This is a genomic window from Duganella callida, from assembly GCF_004614165.1.
Taxonomy (GTDB): domain Bacteria; phylum Pseudomonadota; class Gammaproteobacteria; order Burkholderiales; family Burkholderiaceae_D; genus Rugamonas; species Rugamonas callida.
Map to the genome: position 1 here is coordinate 1 of NZ_SPVG01000078.1, position 21,425 is coordinate 21,425.

Below are 21,425 nucleotides of genomic sequence, written 5' to 3' on the forward strand. Positions count from 1 at the left end.
GACGACGCCGTCTCCTCCAGCGAACCGGCCTGCTGTTCGGTGCGCGAGGACAGGTCCATGTTGCCGGACGCGATCTCGGTGGCGGCGGTCACGATGGAATCGGCGCCGCTGCGCACCTGGCTAACGATCTCGGCCAGACTGTCGCGCATGGCCTGGATGGCGTGCAGCAGGCTGTGCTCGTCGCCGGCCCGCAGCCGGATCGGCACCGCCAGGTCGCCGGCGGCGATCTGTTCGGCGATCCGCGCCACGTCGGCCGGTTCGCCGCCCAGCTGGCGCAGCAGCTGGCGCGAAATCATCCAGGCCAGCAGCGCGCCCAGCGTCAGCGATACCAGGCCCAGCACGATGGCCAGATTGCGCGACCGGGCGTAGGTATCCGCCGCCGACTGGCGCGCGCGCTCCATGCTGGCGCTCTGGTGGGCGATCAGGGCATCGATGGCGTCCATGTAGCTCATCTGACGGCCACGCATGACGGTCAGCATTTCTTCGACCGCGCCATCGATATTGCCTTCGCGCCGCAGGCTCAGCACTTTGTCCAGCGATTCGTCATAAGGTTTGCGCGCATCCAGCACCACCTTGAACAGCTCGCGGCCTTTACTGGATTTGACGGTTTGGTCGAGCACGCTCAGCCCCTCGGTGATTTCCCTGCGCTTGTCCTGCACCACCGACATTTCCTTGGCGGCCTTGGCTTCGTCATGGATCAACAAGGCATTGCGCAGCGAGCGCGCGATCTTGTTGTTGTGGTTCATGATGGCTTGCGCCTGCAGTACCTTGGGATAGGTCTCGGTGACGATATCGTCGGTGTTGGCCGCCAGCAGGCCCAGGTTGTACATGCTCAGGCCGAGGGTGACGGCCAACAGGGACAGGACGGCGCCGAAACCCAGCACCAGCCGCGCGCCAACTTTGAGGTTCTTGAAGTTCATGATATTCCGATAGTCGAGGTTAATCGCGTTCCAGCAGGAACGTTGGCGGGAATAAGGCCAAGGGAGGGGAGGCGATCGCGGAGACTGGGCGATCAGGGATGCGATGAATTGTCACCAATATACACAGCTTATTCCCGCATGGCAATAAACATGTAATCAGAAGAAGCTATTCAGCCACATTGATGTATTTGGGATCGATTCCAATTACACTTGGCATTCTGCTCACTTTGCTGGATGTGGAGACCATGACGACAACAACGACTTCCCGGCTGGATGTGATCGATGCGCTGCGCGGCTTCGCCATCGTTTCCATCATGCTGTTGCATAACATCGAACATTTCGATTTTTACTACGCGCCCGGCGGCCGGCCGGAATGGCTGAAGTTTATCGATCAGCAGATCTGGGATGGCCTGTTCTTCCTGTTTGGCGGCAAGTCCTACGCGATTTTTGCCTTGCTGTTCGGCATGACTTTTTATATCCAGTACCACAACCGCGAAGTCCGCGGCGAGGATTTCCGCACGCGATTTGCCTGGCGTCTGATCTTGCTGCTGGGCTTTGGGCTGTTCAACTCCATGTTTTATCACGGCGACATTCTGAGCATTTACGCCGTGCTGGGCTTGGCGCTGATCCCGGTCGCGCGCCTGCGTAGCGGCTGGGTGGCGTTGATCGCGTTTATTTTATTGCTGCAGCCTTACGCCTGGATCGAAGTAATACAAGCCTGGCCCGATCCGGACCGTAAATTGGCGGATCCGCAATCATGGGCGTATTTCGGCCGGGCCAATGAATATTTTGCGCATGGCTCGGCATTCGATGTCTGGAAAGGTAATCTCACCAACGGCAAAATCGGCGTGATCCGCTGGAACTGGGAAAATGGCCGGATATTCCAGATCCCGGCGTTGTTCATGCTGGGTATGCTGGCCGGTAGAAAAGGCGTATTTAAAATCTCCGACGAGAATAAGCGTTTCTGGCGTCGCACGCTGGGCATGGCATTGCTTGCATTTATTCCGTTTTATTTACTCAAGACCTGGCCCGAATACTGGGGCGTGGGTGAGGCGGTGCGCCGTCCGCTGCTGACGATTATTACCTCGTGGTCCAATGTGGCCTTGATGGTAGTGCTGGTGTCGACATTCTCGCTGCTGTTTTATTCCTGGCGCGGGCTGGCGGTATTTTCGCCGTTGGGACGCATGAGTTTAACCAGCTATGTGGTGCAATCGATTGTCGGCACTTCGATTTATTATGGTTTCGGTTTGGGCATATATCAATATACCGGCCCCAGTTTTGCATTGGCAATTGGCCTGACGCTGGCGCTGCTGCAGCGGCAGTTCAGCGTGTGGTGGCTGGTGCGTCACCCGCAGGGACCGCTGGAAACCTTGTGGCACCGGCTGACGTGGATAGGCAAGACCCCGCAGTCGAACCAGAAATTGGCTTGATTGCACCAGATTTCAGCTTGGGATGTCGTCCTCGGGCGACATCCAGCCTATGCGGCCATGGCCCGCTTCATTCAGCCGGATAATCAGCGCGTCGGCGCCGGTATCCGGCAGGCTGAATTCGAATCTCACGTCATCCGCGTGCAGGACATTATTTAAGGCTGCGCCGGCCATTTCAATTTCCCGGCGCACCAGACCTTCCATCGCATAAGGTGCGCTGCAAATCAGAAAGCGCTGCTTGATAATGGCGATTTTCTCAGCCTTTAATAATGCCTGCGCCACGCTGTCGGTATAAGCACGCACCAGTCCGCCGGCGCCGAGTTTAACGCCGCCAAAATAACGCACCACGGTGGCTAATACCCCTTCCAGATCCTGGTGACGTAATACATCGAGCATGGGCCGGCCGGCGGTGCCGCTCGGCTCACCATCATCGACAGCCGCCGATTGGCCGCCCGCTAATAATGCCCAGCACACGTGTGCGGCGCCCGGATGTCGTTCCCATAATTCCGCCACCACCTTTTGCGCGGCAGCGCGGTCGGCCATCGGCTGGACGCAGGCGATAAATCGGCTTTTTTTAATCAGCAATTCGTGATGAACTGCCGTATGGAGGGTTTGTGGCATGGCATACAGTCGGACGCGGGAAGGGGAGATATAGTGCCAGAACATACGCCAGGACAAAAGGCCCCCCGGCGGCAAGGTATAATCCCGGCCGAGTCCCCACCGAGTAGAAAACCATGACCGATCTTCCCCACATTGCCAACCATGACAGCGCGCCGGGAGAGGATGACGACCTGGTGCGGCAGCTCGGTCTGGCCGACAAGGGCGTGTCCCTGGCCAAATCCGAGGGCCGGGTTTATCTGCGCATCAGCGGCGTTGTGGAGTACCAGGGATTGCGCGTTGCCTACGATCTGGTGCCGACCCAGGGCGTGCTGGCCAAGCCGTCCAAGTGGCGCAAGATGGATGCGGACAGCCGCTCCGCGCTGCTGCGCGAGCGCGCCGCCGATGCGGCGATCGCCGAACTGCAGGCCGACGTCGCCGCCTTCGTCCGGGAACTGGCCGACGCCTGCGACGATTGCGACATGGACCCCGATCCCTTCATGCAGGGCCTGAGCGACATGCAGGTCGCCGAGCCGGCCGGCATGGTGTTCGACCGCATCCGCACGCGGCTGGAGCACGCGGTCGAGCGTGAAATGGAGGAACAGCACGCCGAACGCACGCGCCAGAGCATCAATCTGGCCGAGTATCCGGCCTCGTTCGACGTTGCGCGGCGCATGAAACGCAAATTTATCGCCGTGCTGGGACCGACCAATTCCGGCAAAACCCACATGGCGATGGAAGCGCTGGGCAAGGCGCCCAGCGGCGTCTACCTGGCGCCGCTGCGCTTGCTGGCGCTGGAAAACTACGAACGCTTGCAGGAAATGCAACAACATGGCAAGCCGCTCAAGGTCAGCCTGGTCACCGGCGAGGAGCGCCGCCTGGTGCCGGGCGCCACCCACGTCGCCAGCACGGTGGAGATGCTGGACACGCAAACCGCGGTCGATGTGGCGGTGATCGATGAAATCCAGATGCTGTCCGACCGCGACCGCGGCGCCGCCTGGACCGCCGCCGTGTGCGGCGCCCCGGCCAAGGTGGTCTATCTGGTCGGCGCCCCGGAAGCGCGGCGGGCGATCGAGGTATTGGCCGCGCGGCTGGAATGCGAACTGGAAGTGCATGTCCTCAAGCGCAAGGGACCGTTGACCGTGGAGCCGACCGCCGTGCGCAAGCTCAGCAATCTGCGCCGCGGCGACGCGGTGATCTGCTTCTCGCGCCGCGAAGTGCTGATGTGGCGCGACATGGTGACGGAAATGGGGCTGTCGGTGGCCACGGTGTACGGCAACCTGTCGCCGGAGGTGCGGCGCGCGCAGGCCCAGCGCTTCCGCGAAGGCGCGGCCGACGTGGTGGTCGGCACCGACGCCATCGCCATGGGCCTGAACATGCCGATCGCGCGCGTGGTGATGACCACCACCGTCAAGTACAACGGTTACGAAGAGGAAGAAATCCCGGCCGCGCTGGCGCGCCAGATCGCCGGCCGCGCCGGCCGCTTCGGCGTGCACGAGGAGGGGCTGGTGGCCGGCTACGACAACGAAACGCACAGCGTGATGCGCGAACTGCTGCGTGAAAAGCCGGTGCCGATCAAGACCACCGGCTTTGCCGTCGCGCCGACGCTGGAGCATCTGCACCGCATTTCCTCGGTCACCAACGAGCATGCGCTGGCCAAGCTGCTGAAGCGCTTCGTGCACAATATCGACGTGCCGGACGGCTTCTTCTACCCGCGCATCACCGAGGAACAGTTCGAGCGCGCGGCCTGGCTGGATACGCTGGACCTGTCGGTGGCGGAGAAGTTCGCGCTGTCGCTGGTGCCGATCTCGTCCAAGGTGCCGGCCTTGCAGCATGCCTGGGAAACCTGGGCCAAGTCGCTGGCGCACAAGAAAATCACCCACATGAAGCCGGGCGACACGCCGCTGCACTACATGAATCTGCAGGAAGTGGAAGACGCCTGCCGGCTGTATTCGGCGTATGCCTGGCTGGCTTACCGCGAGCCCGAGTATTTCCCCGATACCGAGCTGGCGCAACGCCTGTCGCGCGACGCCTCCGAGCGGGTGGATGCGATCCTGCAGGATCAGAACTCGGCGGCGCGCAAACGCCAGCCGCGCCGCTTCCGCCGCTAGCGATGGACGCGGAACGCTGCCCTCTGTGCGGACGGTTGCTGGGGAAGGTCAATATCGACCGCCATCACCTGGTGCCGAAGACGTTCAAGGGCAGGGAACAGTTCCCCATCCATAAAATCTGCCACCGCAAGATCCATTCGGTGTTCACCGAACGCGAGCTGCTGCAGCACTATCACACCTGGGAAGCGCTGCGCGCGCATGCCGATATTCGGACCTTTATCGACTGGGTGGCGAAGAAACCGCCGGAATTCTACGTGCGCACCGAGACGTCGGCGCGCAAGAAATCACGCTGACATCAGCAGCTTGAGTTGCGCCGTCAGCTGCGCGGTCAGCAGAGCGCCGTCGGCGGCGGTCAGCGCGCGGTTGCCCATCACCTGGCGCATCAGCTGAAAACCGGCGATCAGCGACAGCAGCAGCGCGGCGCGCTGGGCCGGATGGATGCCAGGCAGCAGCCGTGTCAGCGGCGCTTCAAAATGGCGTTCGACCTTGTCGCGCAGGATCTCCGCCGCACGTGCATTGCCGGCCGAACGCAGCAGGATCAGGAAACCTGACAGCACTGGCGCCGCCGGTGCGGTCTGCGCCACCAGGGCGGCGGCGATGTCGTGCGCCAGTTCATCAGTGCCGCGCTCGTTGTTCAGCATGGCATCTGTCAGGATGCCTTTTTCGGCGAGTGCCGCATCCACCGCCTCGGCGAACAAACCCTCCTTGGAACCGAAATAACGGTTCACCAGCATGGCGGTCACGCCGGCGCCTTGGGCGATGTCGCGTACGCCGACCCCATCGTAGCCATAGTCGGTAAAGGCCGCCATGGCGGATTGCAGGATGGCGGCGCGGGTGGCCGGCGCATTACGTTTTTGATTTTCTTGCATGTATACAGTTGTAGACTTTTGGCTCGGTGCTTGCTAAGATCGCTGAATTATACACTTGTAGACTTGGAGGTAATCGCAATGGAGATGTATTTGACGGGTAAGCGCGCCCTGGTGACCGGCAGCAGTTCCGGCATTGGCCGGGCGATCGCGGAACGGCTGGCGGCCGAGGGCGTGGAGGTGGCGGTGCACGGCCGCGACGCGACGCGCAGTGAAACAGTGGCGGCGGCAATCCGCGCGCTTGGCGGCCGGGCGACGGTGCTGCTGGGCGACCTGACCACGGATGAGGGCATGGCGGCGGTGATCGATGGTGTGCATGGCTGGGGCGGCGTCGACATCCTGGTCAACAACATCGGCGGTCCGGTCAGCATGGCGAATACCTCGTGGTTCGGGGACAGTCCCGCCGACTGGATGCAGAGCTTCCAGCAAAACACCACCGCCGCCGTCAGCCTGATCCATGCGCTGGTGCCGCAGATGAAGGAGCGCGGCTGGGGACGGGTGATACAGATCTCGTCGCGCAACGCGATTTCGCCGCATGCGGACCTGGGCTCCTACGGCGCCGCCAAGGCCGCGCTGAACAACCTCACCCTCAGCTTGTCCAAGGCGCTGGCGGGCACAGGGGTTACTTCGAATGGCGTGATGCCGGGGCTGATCTACACGCCGCAACTGGACGGCTGGTTCGCCGAAATGGCGCAAAAGCAGGGTGCGGGCGCCGACATCGAAGCCGGCAAGCAATTCGTCCTCAATAACGTAGTGCGGCAGACTGTGAACCGGCTGGGCCAGCCGCAGGACATCGCCGGGCTGGTTTGCTACCTCGCCAGTCCGCTCAGCGACTTCATGACCGGCACCACCATCCGCATCGACGGCGGCTCGACGCCTACCGTATAAATCGTATAAACAAAAAAGCCCACGCACCGAAATGCGTGGGCTTTTTTACTGAATCTTGGTAGGCCGTGCGGGATTCGAACCTGCGACCAACGGATTAAAAGTCCGCTGCTCTACCAGCTGAGCTAACGACCCAAGGGCCAGAATTATAGCGTTCCTTTTGCAAACCATCAAGCCGTCCTGGCAATGCCATCTCATCCGTGCGGCCGGACACCGACTTTATCGATGAGATAGGGGACGATGCCGGAAGCAGTCCGCTTGGCGCGCGCACCAATGCGTCAACCTCAGCTATCATAGCGGGCTTCATAAAAATATAAGCAAATACGCACCTTGGGGTTCGATAAATTGCAGGTAAGGAATAGGCATGAAAATAGTTTCAGGGAGTATGCCGGGCGCCCAAACCACGCCCCCGGCTCAGTTCGGCTTGATTAATCTGTTGAAGGCCGGTGCGGCCCAATTGATCGTGCTGCACCATCTGGCGTTCTATGGCCCGATGTCCGATCAGGCGCGTCTGCTGCTGCCGGACCTGATCGGCTGGCTGGGCGACAGCGCGCGCATTGCCGTGCAAGTGTTCCTGGTGATCGGCGGGTTTCTGGCCGCCAAATCGCTGTCGGCCACCGGCATGCCCGGTCACGACCAGCCGCTGCGCGCGATCTGGCACCGTTACGCCAAGCTGGCGCCGCCGTTCCTGGCCGCCACGCTGATCGCGGTGGTGGCATCGCTGCTGGCCAGCGAGTGGATGACCCACGATTCGATTTCGGAGCCGGCCACCGTGGCCCAGCTGCTGGCGCACGCGCTGCTGCTGCACGGCGTGCTGGGTTTCCCGTCGGTGTCGGCCGGCGCTTGGTATGTCGCCATCGATTTCCAGCTGTACGTGATGATGGTGCTGATGCTGTGGCTGGGCGGACTGGCGGTCGGCAAGCGCGTGGTGCCGTGGCTGATGCCGTTCGTGGTGACGCTGGGCGTGGCCGTCTCGCTGCTGTACTTCAATCTGGAATCGGACTGGGACAACTGGGGACTGTATTTCTTCGGCAGCTACGGCCTCGGCATCATGGCCTGGTGGGCCAGCGATCGCCGCCTCGATTCCGGCACCGTGTTGTGGCTGCTGACCATGGTGGCGCTGCCTGCGCTGTCCGGCCTGCTGCTGGAATTCCGCAGCCGCATCGCGCTGGCGGTGATCGTGGCGTGCGCGCTGTTCCTGTTCGGCCGCATCAAGACCACCTCGCAAGGCCGCGGCTGGACCGTGGTCAATGAACTGGGCCGCATTTCGTATTCGGTGTTCCTGATCCACTTCCCCGTGTGCCTGCTGGTGAATGCGGCGTTCACCCGCTTCGTGCCGCCCGAGCCGGAGCTGCAGGCGTTCGGCATGCTGGTGGCCTGGGGCGCCAGCCTCGCGGCCGGCGTCGTTTTCTGCAACTGGGTGGAAAATCCGCTGAGCCGCGTCATGCAACGGCTCAGCGAGCGCTTCGCCGTTACCGCGCCGAAGCCACTGCCGGCGCGGGTGAGCGCGGTGTCGCTGCGCTGAGCGCGGCCGTCGCGATCTGCAGCTTGCGGCCTGCCAGCAGGCCGAATACCGCCATGATCACCGCCACCGCCGCGCACACGGCCAGGGCCAGACTCCAGTTGCCGGTCAGGTCGTGCAGCTTGCCCACCAGCGGCGGGCCGGCGGCGGCGATGAAGTAACCGACGCACTGTGCCATGCCCGACAGCGAGGCGGCGTCGCCGGCGCTGGGGGTACGCAGGCTGATCAGGGCCAGCCCCATGATCAGGCCGCCGCCGGCGCCGATACCGAAAAAGACAATCCAGACAATCGCGTACGCCGGCGCCAGGATGAAGCCCAGCATGCCGACCGCCATGCTCAGCGCCAGCGCCGCGGCCACTGCGCGCTGGTCGTGCAGGCGCGGCGTCAGCGGAATCAGCAGCAGGCCGGGCACCGCGGTGGCGAGCAGCAGCACGCCGTGCAGGGTTGCCGCCTGGGCCGCCGTGTAGCCGGCGGTGTCTTGCAATATGCCCGGCATCCAGCTAACGCCCACATAGAACAGGAAACTGTCGATGCCCAGATAAGCCGTCACCTGCCAGGCCAGCGGCGAGCGCCAGATGGCGGCATTGGCGTGGTTGCCGCCGACAGCGGTCCTGTTGGCGCCATGCTTGCGCAGCACCTGCGGCAGCCAGACCAGCGCCGCCAGTGCGACCAGCGCCAGCGGCAGGCGCGATACCACGCGCCAGTCGGCATGCAGCGCTGCCGACAGCGGCACCACCAGCGCCGAGCTGGCCGCCGCGGCGGAGCCCATCACCAGCACGTACAGCGCGGTCAGCGACGCCACCTTGTCGCTGAAGTCGCGCTTGAGCAGGCTGGGCAGAAGCACATTGCCCAGCGCGATGCCGGCGCCGATCACCATCGTGCCCAGGTACAGCGCCGCGGCGCCGCCGCTGGCGCGCAGCAGCATGCCGGCGGCGATTACGGTCAGCGCGCCAAACAGCGTGCGCTCGACGCCCCAGCGCTTTGCCAGTCCCGCCGCGAACGGCGAGACCACGGCAAACGCCAGCACCGGCAGGGTAATCAGCCAGCCGGCCTGCGATGCGCTGAGCGCGAACTGGTCGCGCAGTTGCTCCAGCATCGGCGCAACGCTGGTAAAGGGAGCCCTCAGATTGGTTGCGATAAGCAGTATGCCCGCCAGCAGCAGGCCGCGATGTGCAGTTTTCATGTGTCACCTTGGTGGGAAAAGTCAATGGAAACAGCATAGCGATTGCCGCGCGTGGGGAATTTGGCTATTCTGACCGGATATCACTAAATTCGGACAATCCACGATGTCGGCATTGGCCACCATGCGCGCAAATAACGATCTGGATGCGATGCCGCAGCCGGCGGTGGCGCTGCGCACGCATACCGAGTCCGACGACCGCGATCCGGCCATGCACCGCCACCGCAAGGGCCAGCTGGTGGTGGCGCTGCGCGGCAGCGTGATTTGCGAGGTGCCGACCGGGTACTGGATGGTGCCGCCGCAGTGCGGCGTGTGGATACCGGGCTGCGTCAAACACAGCATGCGCGCCGCCGCCGGCACGGAACTGTATCTGCTGTGCGTCGAGCCATCGGCCGCCGCGTTGCCCGCTGAATGCTGCACGCTGGCGATCAGCCCCATGCTGCGCGAGATGATCGTGCATCTTGCCGCCCAGCCGCAGGACTACGCGACCGACAGCGGCACCGCGCGGCTGGTCGCCGTGCTGCTGGAAGAACTGGCGCGGATGCAGGTGGAGCAGTTGTACTTCCCGATTTCCGAGCATCCGAAATTGCGCAAGCTGGCCAACGCGCTGCTGCGCGCACCGTCGGACCGGCGCACCGCTCAGGAATGGGCGGCCTGGCTGGCGATGAGCGAGCGCACCCTGTCACGCCTGGTGCTGAGCGAAACCGGCATGACCTTCGGCCGCTGGCGTCAGCAGCTGCAAATCATCGTCGCGCTGCGCTGGCTGTACGCCGGCACCCAGGTGCAGCGCGTGGCGGAAGACTTGGGCTATGAATCCGTGAGCGCCTTTATCACCATGTTCAAAAAGGCGCTGGGTGCGACGCCGTCCAAATACCTGGCGACAGCGTAAAATGGCGGCTTCGTTTTGATGAAAGGAAGCCAGCATGACCTATGAAGAATACCTGGACGAAGTCACCACGCTGATCTTCGAAAAATATGGCATCACCGAAGCCGCCGCCGTCAAGCTGGTGGTCGATGCGCAGGACAGGGAATTCTTCGTCAAGCACGATGACGACAAGAACCTGCGCAATGTCGACCAGGCGCACAAGGATGCCAAGACCCTGTACGAAGCGGCCCACGGCGGCAAGAAAAAGTAAAGCCCCCGGCGCCGCCATATGTTTTTGGAATGTCTTTTTGCAAAGAAGTGATAAGTTGTCATGGCGGGTGCGGGCTTAATATCGGTTCACGCAGCCGCAAAATATAAAAAGTCTGTCAACATCCTGAGTGCAGCGGCTCCGTAGTTCTTAAAAACTATATGGAGACCAGACTATGCGTCAGAATCACCTTCGCAGGACCACGCTCGCCGTTTTGATTGCCGAGCTGATGTCGTTTCCTGTCTTTGCACAGAATGCCGGCGATGCCATCGATGCCGGTTCCACCGTGGTGGTCAGCGGCATCCGTGCCTCGCTGTCGTCGTCGCTGAACACCAAGCGCATGCAGGATGGCGTGGTCGATGCGGTGTCGGCCGAGGATGCCGGCAAATTCCCCGACACGAATATCGCCGAATCGCTGCAGCGCGTGACCGGCGTGCAGATCCAGCGCAACAACGGCGAGGGGCGCTACATCTCGGTGCGCGGCCTGGGGCCGGAGTTCAATAACGTGCTGGTCAACGGCCGCACGCTGACCAGCGACACCGGCGGCCGCGAGTTCTCCTTCGACCTGCTATCCTCGGACCTGATCTCCAAGGCGCTGGTGTACAAGACCTCGCAAGCCTTCCTGCCGGAAGGCGGCATCGGCTCGACCGTCGACATCCAGACCGCGCGCCCGCTGGCCGGCAAGGTCGGGCACAGTTCCGTGTTCAACCTCTCCGATTCCTACGACACCAACTCCAAGCGCAATACGCCCAATGCCAGCGGCATGTACTCCTTCGCCAATGCCGACCGCACCTTCGGCGTGGCGGCGTCGCTGTCCTACACCGACCGCGCCTCCAAGCAAAACAAGGCGGTGACGGATGCGTGGAACTACCGCGATGTCTCGATTATCAACGGCGACCTGAATTCCAAGGGCCTGACCATGGCCGACGTGAGCACCAAAAAACTCTACATCCCGCAAAGCTACGGCTTTCAGCAGGAGGATGAAACCCGCAAACGCGTGGTCGGCAATCTGACGGTACAGTACAACCCTTCGCCGACCTGGAAGCTCAGCGCCGACGCGTTGTACTCGCGGCTGAATCAGGAAAACAAGGTGATCGCCTTTAGCGACTGGAACAACCCGGTGCAGCTGGGCGTCAAGTACGACAGCAATAACCAGATCACCAGCTTTCTGCGTCCCGGCTCCACCTTCTTCGCCAACAATCCCGAGCTGGCCGGGCCGGGCAAGCTGCTGGGCGAGGTCAATTCCAACGACATGATCGCCAAGGGCGACAGCCGGCTGTCCATCACCAAGGCATTCGGCCTCAATTCGAAATGGGACCTGGGCACCGACTGGCGGCTGGAAGGCGATGTTTCGACCTCGCGCACCAGCTCGCAATCGCCGAACATGTGGGTGGTGGCCGGCATGGTGCCGAAGAATGGCGACGTCCTCACTTTCAACGGCACGCCAGGCCTGGAGTTCGGCGACGGCATCGACGATCCGAATGCGGTGCGTGCGCACGCCGTGTCGTATGGCGACATCCGCAACCGCGATACCTTGCACGAAGGCCGTTTGAATCTGGGCTGGAACCACGAAATCGGCTATTTCAAAGGATTCGATTCCGGCCTCGATTATTCGCAGCGTGAAGTCACGCACACCTCGTGGAACAACGATGCCTGGAACGCCTTCAGCGGCTATCACGTGGCCTTGCCGGCATCGCTGTTCACGGTGACGCCGATGGATAACTTCCTCGGCGCCGGCGTCAAGGTGCCCGGCGCCTACCTGAGCTTCGACCCGTACGCCTACATGAACTACCTGAACCAGCCGTCGCTGCTGGCGCAGTCCAACGATCCCGCCTTGTACTCGGACAAGGCCAAGTATCCGAACGGTCCGATGGCGATCGACTACAACACGCCGTCGATGTGGGGCGTGAAGGAAAAGGTCTCCAGCCTGTTCCTCAACAGCCGCTGGGAGGGCAGCGGCTGGTCGGGCGATGCCGGCGTGCGCTATGTGCACGTGCAATCGACGTCCACCGGCATCAGCCGCGAGCTGCTGTCGGCCACCAAGAGCCCGAACGACACCACCTTCATTTCCAACTGGGGACCGATGAAGAGCACCACCGTCGACAACAGCTACAACAGCCTGCTGCCATCGGCGAATCTGAAATTCGACCTGCGCTCCGACATGCTGTTGCGGCTGGGCGCATCCAAGACCGAGACGCGGCCGACGCTGAACCAGATGGGCGTGGACAATTACTACGGCGGCCGTTTCGGCGATGTGCAGACCGGTGGCGGCAATCCCTACCTGAAGCCGATGAAGTCGAATAACTACGACCTGTCCTACGAATGGTATCTGTCCAAGACCAACTACGTCAGCGCGGCGGTGTTCCTCAAGCACGTGCGCGACTTCCTCGAAACCAAACTGGTGGACATGCGCATCCCGCAGTTCGACGAAATCGTCCACGACACACGCGTGCGCAACGGCCAGAAGGGCAAGATCAAGGGACTGGAACTGGCCGGCCAGTATGCTTTCGATACGGAGGTGCGCTGGCTGCAGGGCTTCGGCGTGTCGGCCAACTACACTTACGTGGATGCCAGCGCCACGCGCGAGAGCGACAGTACCATGCCGGTGTGCGGCTATCCGGGCCTGTCGCCGCAGTCGTACAACGGCTCGCTGTTCTACGAGAACAGCAAATTCCTGGCGCGGATAAGCTACAACTGGCGCAACCACTACTCGGTCGATTGCGGCGGCGGCAGCACCCAGCCGCGCAACCGCGCCGCCTACGGCCAGGCCGACGCCAGCCTGCGCTACAACATCACGCCGGCGATCTCGCTGTACGCGGACTTCATCAACCTGAATAACGCCAGGATGCACGAATACGCGCTGACCGAATCGCAGTTCCTGACACTGGAAGATGTGGGCCGGCGCGCCAACGTGGGATTGCGCATGGCCTTTTGATTTATTCTTGACGGTATAAAGTCTTGTACCCGGCGGGCGATTTATCGTCGCCTGCGCAGCTCTTAGAATGGCCTCATTACTCAACCATTCAGGAGGCCATCATGTCGGTACAAGAACGACTCGCAGCACGGGGACTGTCCCTGCCCACCCCACCGCAACCTTTGGGCAGCTACACTGCCGTCAGCCAGGCCGGCGATCTGTTGTTCATCTCCGGCCAGCTGCCGCTGGTGGACGGCAAGATCGTGTACCAGGGCGCAGTCGGCAGCGATCTGACGCTGGAACAGGGCAAGCACGCATCGGAACTGGCCGCGCTGAATGTGCTGGCGCAGATCGACAAGCACCTGGGCGGCTTCGAGCGCCTCGACCACATCGTGCGGATAGAAGGCCACGTCACCAGCGCGGCCGGCTGGTTCAATCAGCCGGCGGTGCTGGATGGCGCGTCGGATCTATTTGCCGATGTGCTGCAGGAGAAAGCCGGCCACGCGCGCGCCGCCTATTCGCATATCCAGCAGCCCGGCAATGCGGCCGTCATCCTGGTGGTGATCGCCCAGCTGAAGCCCTAAGGGCGGAAGCGGATCACGCCTGCGCTGACCTGCTGGCCGGCGCGAATGCCGCCGAACAGGCCGTATTCGCCGTCACCCAGCGGGATCAGGCCGCGGAAGTCCATGCCGGCTTGCGGCAGCGCGGCGTGCGATCGCCATGTGCCGCTGGCCGGATCGAAGCTGAATACGGCATCCGATGGCTCGGATGGCTGCTTGTCGTAGCCGATGCCGTTGTAGTTGTAGGGACGACTGCTGCCGCCGGCGAACAGAATACGTCCGCCATCGCCGACCGCGCCGGCTCGGTACAGTGGAGCGCCGGGATGGGCTGGCAACTGGCGCCAGCGGATGCGGTCCGGCTGCTGGGGATCCAGCGTACCTTGCCAGCATTCATTCGAGATGGCGAAGACGTTCTTGCCATCCGCCCCCTTGTCGGCGCCGACGCCGTCGCAGATCACCATCGTATCGTCCACCAAGCCACCGGCATGGCCGAACACTGGCTTGCCAGGATAGGGCGTGGCGCTGCTCCACCGCTGCGTCAGCGTATCGTACATCTGGACGTCGGCTACATTGCCTTTATCGTGCCAGCCGCTGACCATTACGATCCAGCGGTCGCGCCAGGGCAGGGCAACGCTGTCGTCCACCGGCACTGGCATGATGGATTCGGTCGCAAAGCGGCCACTGTCGGGCAGGAAGCGCATTACTTCTGGCGTCGAGACTTCCTCACCCCTGGCCGATACCGTATAGCCGCCAATCAGATAAACCTTGCCGCCCACGGTCAGCGCCGCGCTGGCTAGCCGGCCCTGTGCGACCGGAATATCGCCGACCTTGCGCCACACGCCTGAGCGCAGGTCCAGTGCGTGCACGTCGCGCGCGATATCCGCATCGGTCTTGCCTGGTCCCAGTCCGAAGAATGTGTACACCTGATCGCCCGCGCGGGCGACCGCCCAGTTGGCGCGCGCCACCGGTGCATCGGCTTGCGCCGCGCCGGCGGCGAAAGCGGCTATTAGTAATATTGTTTTCATCGTTATTTCCGCACCAGGATAGCGCTGGCAATCAGGTCGAACAGATGATCGACGCGCGCGGCGAACGGTGGCTGATCGTTGAGCCATGCCAGTGCGCTGACCAGTGCCAGCAGGTCGGTACCGTCGATATCGCCGCGCGCCTGGCCCTCGGCCTGCGCGCGCTCCAACAGCCGCGCCCCGGACGCGCGCAACATCACACACGACGCATGCAACGCGGAATCGGGCGAGGCGATGGCCGCGGTCATGGAGGCGATCACGCCGCGATGGCTATGGGTGAGCGCGATCATCGCGCGTAGCCAGCCCGTCAGCGCATCGGCCGGAGAGCTGGAAATTTCCAGAGTGCTGGCGCTGGCCGTCAGTTGATCGAAGCTTTCGCGCAGCAGAGCTTCCAGCAATGCTTCCCGGGTTGGAAAGTGCCGGTACAGGGTGCCGATGCCGACGCCTGCGCGCCGCGCCACATCGCGCATTGAAGCCTCCGCGCCTTGCTCGGCGACGACCGCGCGTCCGATTTCCAGCAAATGGTCGTAATTTTTTTTTGCGTCAGCTCGCATGATTTTGATTGACAAACGGAGCGGCGCTCCATATATTTGGAGCACTGCTCCGATTAATTGGAGCGGTGTTCCGGAAATAAAACCTCATTTTTGACCAAGGAAAAAACCATGTCAACCCAAACGATGAAGGCGGTGCGCCTGCACACTTACGGCGGTCCCGAAGTGCTGCGTTACGAAGACGCGCCCAAACCTGCGCCGCAGCCGGGCGAAGTGCTGGTGCGTGTCCATGCAGTCGGCATCAATCCACCGGACTGGTATCTGCGAGACGGCTACAGCACGCTGCCGGCCGACTGGCGGCCGCAAGTGGCCTTGCCGGCCATACCGGGCTCCGATATCTCCGGCGTTGTCGCAGCCGTCGGCGCCGGTGTGACGGCGTTTGCCGAGGGTGACGAGGTGTTCGGCATGGTGCGCTTCCCCAGCTTTGGCGAGAGTGCCGCATACGCCGAGTATGTGGCCGCGCCGGTCGGCGATCTGGCGCGTAAGCCTGTCACTGTGTCGCACACCATCGCCGCCGCCGCGCCCATGGCCTTACTGACCGCCTGGCAATTCCTGATCGAACTCGGCCACGACGCGCCCAATCCGTTCCAGGCCGTGCCGCATCGGCCGGTGCCATTGGCTGGCCGTACGGTGCTGATTAACGGCGCGGCCGGCGGTGTCGGGCATTTGGCCGTGCAACTGGCGAAATGGCGGGGCGCGCAGGTGATCGCCGTGGCGTCGGGCTCGCACGAAGCGTTTCTGAAAGACCTGGGCGCCGACCAATTCATCGATTACACCACCACCGATGTGGCCGAGATGGTGCGCGATATCGATCTGGTGCTCGATACCTTTGGCGGTCCCGCCACCGCACGTTTCTTGCGTACGCTGAAGCGTGGCGGCGCGCTGTTCCCGGTGTACCCGCTCGGCTTCGCCGACCAGGAGGCGGCGGACAAGCTTGGGGTGACGGTTACGTCCACCCAGGTTCGCTCCAGCGGCGCCCAGCTGACCCGGCTCGCCAGCCTGCTGGACGAGGGCGTGATTCGCGTGGCGATCGACAGCAGCTATCCGCTGGCCGATGCCCGCGCCGCACACCAGCGCGCCGCGGGCGGCCACATCCGCGGCAAAATCGTCCTGACGGTGCAGCCATGACCACGCCGGACAAGATCCCGCACGGCACCGCGGCCTGGTTCGAGATGGTGGGGCAAGTGATGATGCAGGCGGCGCTCGACGCCAGGCTGACGGCAGACATCAACGTCAGCCTGGTGGAGCATTACACCGACGGCGACCAGGGCTTGCGTTTCGAGATCCGCAACGGTGAGCCATCTTATACGGCCAGCGTGGACAAGGACGAGCGGGGCGATATCACGGTGGCGGTCACGGCGGCGGCCTCCCGTCAACTGAACACCCGGTACAGCGATGATCCGGAATATGGCAGTCTGATGGCGCATCTGGCCGACATTGGCGAGCTAAGCGTGACGGGCGACCTGTCGCGGCTGGGAAGCTGGTTCGCTGTCGTGCATGACCGGATTGTCGACCGCACGCGCTGATTCGAATCGCGCGTATCGAACAGTGCGTTCCAATGCATGTTTTTTTGCTAAGCTCAAGCGTTGTCTTGAGGGTGCGTATGATGGCGATAGCGGAACAGCGGCTAGGAGGGAAGATGCTTCGAATGACACTGGCGCTGATTGCCTCCGCAGCGCTCGCTCTGCCGGTACGCGCCCAATGGCTGGGGGCGGATTATGCGACCTACGGCGCGCCGCTCAGCAGCTTCATGCAAAGCTCGGTCGTCAACAACTCGCTGATGATCCAGGCGGCGGACCCGTCAGCGCAAAAGCGCCCGGACCGCGCTGGCTCCGGGGCCGCCTCCACCCTGCGCGCCGATGCGCCTGCGGACGTGCAACGCAACGCAGCCGATCTTGCGCGCAACTTCCCGCCGCAGCACCGCGCCACAATGACCAAAACCTTCGCCGACAGCATGGGCATCTGGTATCAACTGGAAGCCAAACTGGGCGTGCCGCGCAATGATGTGGGCGGAGCGCTGGCCGCGTTCGTGGTCGGCAATTACATGGTCCTCACCAGCAAAGAAGTGTCCGACGAAGAATTTGGCGTGGTGGTCGACCAACTGCGGCGCCAGCCCTCGCTGCGCACCACGCTGGGTGCGCAAAGTCCCGCCGCCTTGCGCAATCTGTACGAGCAAAGCGCCATGTCCGGCACCTTCATGGCGCTGGCCTACAAGTCGCAGCAAGTCAAGCCGCAGCCGCCAGAGCAGCAGGCCAACCTGCGCAATGCGGCGCGCGAAAATCTGCGCACGATCGGCCTGGACCCGGACCGCCTGCGCATCGGCGCGCGCGGTATCAGCATGGCCGATTAATCCAGCTTCCGACGTCGCCCTGGATGGGATCTACCGATAAGCCAAATTTGCGGCAAAACGTGAATGGCCGGCGTTTCTTCAAGGCGGATCCTTGGTAAGGAAGAGCAGCAGATACTCGTTCCACTTCAGCTCGGCCTGAAACACAGCCGAATACGGGGACGCCAACCGTATCGAGAATTCGGAACTTGAAAGTAATCGCACGAGCGACCCCTATCTGGGGCAAGTCTCAGACGGCATCTAGATTTTGGATCAATGGCCGGACAAGAAGAAAATCGGCAAGCGCTTCATCCGTCGCAAGGGTAAGGATAAACTTGGGAATTTTATTAATCCTACCGACAACGCAGATGCGTTCTTTGTGATTGAATGAGTCATGAATATCAAAATCATTCTGAACCTCTATCTCAGCGCGCTGGCTGGTGTGGCTGTCGCGGGGCCAGTCAAGTTTGAATGTCCTCAAGAGCTCCCACCCGCCTCGGTAAAGGTGGAAAGCCCACGGCCCGGCTGGACAACATTTGTGGGCTCGCCGATGTACCTGAGTGGCGCCGCACCTGCTGACGGACCACCTGAGCGACTCGGAATTCTGCGCGGGGACGATGGGGCGAGAAACAGAACCACATGGACTCAACACTACGAACTTGCAGGTTCCTACCCGGAGGGTAAGTGGCTACGCTGCGATTATGGTGCGATGGGCGAGGTGTCATTGGCCATGCGTCTTCCCGACAGTATCAAGCAATGCACGGTCACAGGACGCAAAGGGCAGCACGCGGGCGAAAATCGATTTGAAATCGTCTGCAGATAGACGCAGCTGATCCTTCAGCAGACTGTTACCGCATTACTGGATAGCTGGCGAAGATATTTGATCCCCTCAACTTCCTTCGGGCTCGGCAGAGACGCCCCCTCACTCAAGTTGTTCTTTCTCAGTCCTGAGGCGCCGGAACAATAGAATTTCCTGCACACACAGGTTGGGTCGGCGAAGACCGGCAGGGCAAACATCGAGGACTTCAGCGGATTGAAATATCGGCAAATATCAGGAAGGGCAATAGCGGCGGCCCATACGTGGACGAGCTTTTCCGTGTTGCGGGAGTTGCACAAGAGGGGGCGACTCAAGCCGATGGCAATGATGAGTGCTTGTGTGTGGATGAGCTGGATCAGTGGCTTGCCGGATAGGCAGGAGGCCACGCTGGCCTTGACCAGAGAGCGGCCAGAAACAAAAAAGCCCACGAACCGAAATTCGTGGGCTTCCTTGATAATTCTTGGTAGGCCGTACGGGATTCGAACCTGCGACCAACGGATTAAAAGTGTACAGTTAACGCGATTAAATCGAATCCCTTAATTGAGCTGAAGCCGTAAAGGTAGTGCTTCCATCACCTCGCCAGCCTGGGTAGTTACGCACTGCGCATCCTTTTATTGGAGTAGAGCTGTCGCTTTGCACAGTCTTATCGGGCTTTAGGCTGAAAGCGCATCCAGTCATTTCAATGAAACTCTTATCGGACACGTTCAATGCGAAGTTCGCATCAATACGCCAGCGTGACTGGCTTTTTGGTCGAAGAAAGAAAACTTTGAACGATGTTCCATCTTTATAACCTTCAATCTGACTTTCGATTCGACCAGTTGGACTATTTAGCCAATAAGTTCCAGTGATGTCATTATGCTGGTCCTGAGTTATCTTCATTCCACCCAAAGATCCTCCAATTTCGATTCGCCATTCACCACTTAGAATGACTTCTCGCCTTCCATTCGGATCGATATAGGGGAGTTCTGCAGTTGATTGAGGCGGAGCTAAAGAAATAGACAACGCGTCAGAATCGTATTCGCCATACTTTGTTGCTAACGACGCTCGGATTTCACTGCTGCTCACATTAGTTGCATTCTTTGATAAATAGAGCGCAAAATATTTATCTAAACGTCGTCTCGAATTGATTGCTTCAGTTTCGAATGATGGTGGAGTATCGGAAGATAAGATAAATATATTTTTATCGTACCTTATTTTCACCACTCCCTTATCGATATCTGCGACCGAATTGGGCGATATTTCAACATTAATGCGCGTTGATTCTCCAGGGGAAATGGCGCAAGGAGAGCAGCTAATTTGAATAGAAGGACTTTCTTTATACAGTTTGTGAGCTAAAGATTGTTTAAGTGGATCAGTAAACGGACTAAAGTAAGCCCATAGACCCGCCGCAGAAAGGCCCAAAGTGCTAAAAATAGTTTTTATTGATAAATAACTTTTAATCGAAGTCCAGGTTTTGAGCTTTTGAGGGACAGCTGAGCGTCCTTTATTTTTATTGGTCTGTGCTTTCATGATTGTATTATTTCAGTGCTACGTCATTGGACGTAGATTAAATTCGGCACATAATTTTGACCAGGGTCGCCAAAATTTCTTTTTATCGCCGGGACATAAATTTGAGCACCTGGACCTCCATCCATGGAGAGTGCCCATTTTATGGTCGATCCGTCTGAGCACTTAATTGACAATAAAAATTGTGCGAATTCATACAGCGATGCAGCCCTGCCAAATCCTTCAAAAGCACCGGCAATAATGACTTTTCCAGAAGTGGAAATGGCCACGGCTGTACGGTTGAAGCGCTCACCATCGTCTTTATAAATGCCGTTCTTGCCGGATTCGACAAGCAGCGGCTTGCTCTGAAGTACTGAAAAGTCATTAATGCTGGGTTTGTAGTTATGAACCGGAATAATTCTGGTATTGCCTTTTTTGTCATGAACAAGGAATCCGCCCCGATCCCATCCGATTGGGCGATTTTTCCGTACTCCATCCGCAACTACCAACCCCAAGGGGATGCGCTGACCTTTCGCATCGTATCCAAAAAAGCTACCATTAATCGCGACGACCGCACTCATTGGAGTTGCGTTACGATAAATATCGTAACTATTGCCAAATTGTTTCACCACACGAATTTGAGGCGAACATTTTGGACAATTCGTTTCAATAAACACATAATGCATGCCGTTTCTAAGGGCATCAGACTTGGGGGAAAACGTATGAACTGTTAAGTTGGCACTATTGACTTGTGTAACGTTCTCATCGAAATCCATTCCGAGACTCGTGATCGCCCGGTCTTTGTTGATCGCCTGAGCGATCTGAGAGAGGGGCATTAGCATTAATGCCAAGACAAGTGCTTTAGTGAAATTTCTCATACGGGATATGTTGCTTCTACTAGGCGATCGTCTAACAGTACCGGGGTCGAGATAATCAGTCAAGATTGAGGAAAGAAGAGATGATCTCGATTACGACAATAGTTCCGAAGCGACCAGAGAGCGACCAGAAACAAAAAAGCCCACGAACCGAAATTCGTGGGCTTCCTTGATAATTCTTGGTAGGCCGTGCGGGATTCGAACCTGCGACCAACGGATTAAAAGTCCGCTGCT

Annotated in this window: 23 protein-coding genes and 1 tRNA gene; 14 read left to right on the top strand and 10 right to left on the bottom strand. The window is 60.5% G+C overall.

The annotated features are described in order from the left end of the window. A partial coding sequence (locus E4L98_RS08445) for an MCP four helix bundle domain-containing protein (RefSeq protein WP_205746686.1) occupies positions 1-920 on the bottom strand: 920 nt, incomplete at its 3' end. Between the two features lie 245 nt (positions 921-1,165). Between E4L98_RS08445 and E4L98_RS08450 the strand changes: the two genes are divergently transcribed. Next, on the top strand, positions 1,166-2,350 hold the full coding sequence (locus E4L98_RS08450) for a DUF418 domain-containing protein (RefSeq protein WP_135201124.1): 1,185 nt from the start codon (positions 1,166-1,168) through the stop codon (positions 2,348-2,350). A gap of 12 nt (positions 2,351-2,362) precedes the next feature. Here the strand turns inward: E4L98_RS08450 and E4L98_RS08455 are convergent, their stop codons facing one another. Continuing rightward, on the bottom strand, positions 2,363-2,968 hold the full coding sequence (locus E4L98_RS08455; RefSeq protein ID WP_135201125.1) for an IMPACT family protein: 606 nt from the start codon (positions 2,966-2,968) through the stop codon (positions 2,363-2,365). Between the two features lie 113 nt (positions 2,969-3,081). Here E4L98_RS08455 and E4L98_RS08460 point away from each other — a divergent pair, with 113 nt between their 5' ends. Both E4L98_RS08460 and E4L98_RS08465 read left to right on the top strand, forming a co-directional pair. Continuing rightward, positions 3,082-5,055, top strand: coding sequence for a helicase-related protein (locus E4L98_RS08460; protein WP_135201126.1), 1,974 nt, complete (start codon positions 3,082-3,084; stop codon positions 5,053-5,055). A 2-nt stretch (positions 5,056-5,057) separates the two neighbouring features. Further along, the gene (locus tag E4L98_RS08465; protein WP_135201127.1) at positions 5,058-5,348 is read left to right on the top strand and encodes a hypothetical protein; all 291 of its coding nucleotides are present in this window, start codon (positions 5,058-5,060) and stop codon (positions 5,346-5,348) included. Here E4L98_RS08465 and E4L98_RS08470 read toward each other — a convergent pair. Next, positions 5,340-5,924 carry a TetR/AcrR family transcriptional regulator gene (locus tag E4L98_RS08470; RefSeq protein ID WP_205746687.1) on the bottom strand — a complete coding sequence of 195 codons (585 nt, stop codon included), beginning with the start codon at positions 5,922-5,924 and terminating at the stop codon, positions 5,340-5,342. The two genes, E4L98_RS08465 and E4L98_RS08470, sit on opposite strands and share 9 nt — an antisense overlap. A 90-nt stretch (positions 5,925-6,014) precedes the next feature. Here E4L98_RS08470 and E4L98_RS08475 point away from each other — a divergent pair, with 90 nt between their 5' ends. Beyond that, positions 6,015-6,809: an SDR family NAD(P)-dependent oxidoreductase gene (locus E4L98_RS08475; protein WP_205746688.1), complete on the top strand. Its 795-nt coding sequence runs from the start codon at positions 6,015-6,017 to the stop codon at positions 6,807-6,809. Positions 6,810-6,865: 56 nt separating this feature from the next. Here E4L98_RS08475 and E4L98_RS08480 read toward each other — a convergent pair. Continuing rightward, positions 6,866-6,941, bottom strand: a tRNA-Lys gene (locus E4L98_RS08480). A 289-nt stretch (positions 6,942-7,230) separates the two neighbouring features. On the opposite strand from E4L98_RS08480, the gene E4L98_RS08485 reads away from it, so the two are divergent. Next, on the top strand, positions 7,231-8,331 hold the full coding sequence (locus E4L98_RS08485) for an acyltransferase family protein (RefSeq protein ID WP_307722096.1): 1,101 nt from the start codon (positions 7,231-7,233) through the stop codon (positions 8,329-8,331). On the opposite strand, the gene E4L98_RS08490 is transcribed toward E4L98_RS08485, so the two are convergent. Next, complete coding sequence (locus E4L98_RS08490; protein WP_135201129.1) at positions 8,279-9,511, bottom strand: MFS transporter; 1,233 nt, start codon at positions 9,509-9,511, stop codon at positions 8,279-8,281. The genes E4L98_RS08485 and E4L98_RS08490 overlap by 53 nt on opposite strands. Before the next feature lie 103 nt (positions 9,512-9,614). Here E4L98_RS08490 and E4L98_RS08495 point away from each other — a divergent pair, with 103 nt between their 5' ends. The 4 genes from E4L98_RS08495 to E4L98_RS08510 all read left to right on the top strand — a co-directional run bounded on the left by E4L98_RS08495 (position 9,615) and on the right by E4L98_RS08510 (position 14,139). Continuing rightward, entirely contained in the window at positions 9,615-10,397 is a 783-nt protein-coding gene (locus E4L98_RS08495) for an AraC family transcriptional regulator (protein WP_135201130.1), read from the top strand. 34 nt (positions 10,398-10,431) lie between these two features. Continuing rightward, positions 10,432-10,644 (top strand): hypothetical protein, encoded by a 213-nt coding sequence (locus E4L98_RS08500; protein ID WP_135201131.1) that lies wholly within the window; start codon positions 10,432-10,434, stop codon positions 10,642-10,644. Between the two features lie 226 nt (positions 10,645-10,870). Further along, on the top strand, positions 10,871-13,576 hold the full coding sequence (locus E4L98_RS08505) for a TonB-dependent receptor (RefSeq protein ID WP_229257313.1): 2,706 nt from the start codon (positions 10,871-10,873) through the stop codon (positions 13,574-13,576). Positions 13,577-13,677: 101 nt separating this feature from the next. Further along, complete coding sequence (locus E4L98_RS08510; RefSeq protein WP_135201133.1) at positions 13,678-14,139, top strand: RidA family protein; 462 nt, start codon at positions 13,678-13,680, stop codon at positions 14,137-14,139. On the opposite strand, the gene E4L98_RS08515 is transcribed toward E4L98_RS08510, so the two are convergent. After that, positions 14,136-15,140, bottom strand: coding sequence for a Kelch repeat-containing protein (locus E4L98_RS08515; protein WP_135201134.1), 1,005 nt, complete (start codon positions 15,138-15,140; stop codon positions 14,136-14,138). The two genes, E4L98_RS08510 and E4L98_RS08515, sit on opposite strands and share 4 nt — an antisense overlap. Before the next feature lie 2 nt (positions 15,141-15,142). Next, on the bottom strand, positions 15,143-15,706 hold the full coding sequence (locus E4L98_RS08520) for a TetR/AcrR family transcriptional regulator (RefSeq protein ID WP_307722097.1): 564 nt from the start codon (positions 15,704-15,706) through the stop codon (positions 15,143-15,145). A gap of 93 nt (positions 15,707-15,799) precedes the next feature. On the opposite strand from E4L98_RS08520, the gene E4L98_RS08525 reads away from it, so the two are divergent. The 5 genes from E4L98_RS08525 (at position 15,800) to E4L98_RS08540 (ending at position 18,837) form a co-directional block, all read left to right on the top strand. Next, positions 15,800-16,816, top strand: a complete 1,017-nt coding sequence (locus E4L98_RS08525; RefSeq protein ID WP_135201135.1) for an NADP-dependent oxidoreductase — start codon at positions 15,800-15,802, stop codon at positions 16,814-16,816. Further along, a complete protein-coding gene (locus E4L98_RS08530; protein ID WP_135201136.1) occupies positions 16,813-17,214 on the top strand; it encodes a hypothetical protein in 402 nt (133 codons plus the stop codon). Before E4L98_RS08525 ends, E4L98_RS08530 begins: the two co-directional genes overlap by 4 nt. Positions 17,215-17,327: 113 nt before the next feature. Next, positions 17,328-18,038, top strand: a complete 711-nt coding sequence (locus tag E4L98_RS08535; protein ID WP_229257314.1) for a DUF6683 family protein — start codon at positions 17,328-17,330, stop codon at positions 18,036-18,038. A gap of 244 nt (positions 18,039-18,282) precedes the next feature. Beyond that, complete coding sequence (locus E4L98_RS31270) at positions 18,283-18,405, top strand: BPSL0067 family protein (protein WP_167761299.1); 123 nt, start codon at positions 18,283-18,285, stop codon at positions 18,403-18,405. Positions 18,406-18,408: 3 nt separating this feature from the next. Beyond that, on the top strand, positions 18,409-18,837 hold the full coding sequence (locus E4L98_RS08540) for an STY0301 family protein (protein WP_135201137.1): 429 nt from the start codon (positions 18,409-18,411) through the stop codon (positions 18,835-18,837). A gap of 14 nt (positions 18,838-18,851) precedes the next feature. On the opposite strand, the gene E4L98_RS08545 is transcribed toward E4L98_RS08540, so the two are convergent. From E4L98_RS08545 to E4L98_RS08555, 3 genes are all read right to left on the bottom strand, one after another. Beyond that, the gene (locus E4L98_RS08545) at positions 18,852-19,259 is read right to left on the bottom strand and encodes a hypothetical protein (RefSeq protein ID WP_135201138.1); all 408 of its coding nucleotides are present in this window, start codon (positions 19,257-19,259) and stop codon (positions 18,852-18,854) included. Positions 19,260-19,353: 94 nt separating this feature from the next. Beyond that, positions 19,354-20,340 carry a hypothetical protein gene (locus tag E4L98_RS08550; protein ID WP_135201139.1) on the bottom strand — a complete coding sequence of 329 codons (987 nt, stop codon included), beginning with the start codon at positions 20,338-20,340 and terminating at the stop codon, positions 19,354-19,356. A gap of 23 nt (positions 20,341-20,363) precedes the next feature. Next, positions 20,364-21,194, bottom strand: a complete 831-nt coding sequence (locus E4L98_RS08555) for a phosphodiester glycosidase family protein (RefSeq protein ID WP_135201140.1) — start codon at positions 21,192-21,194, stop codon at positions 20,364-20,366. Positions 21,195-21,425 lie beyond the last annotated feature (231 nt).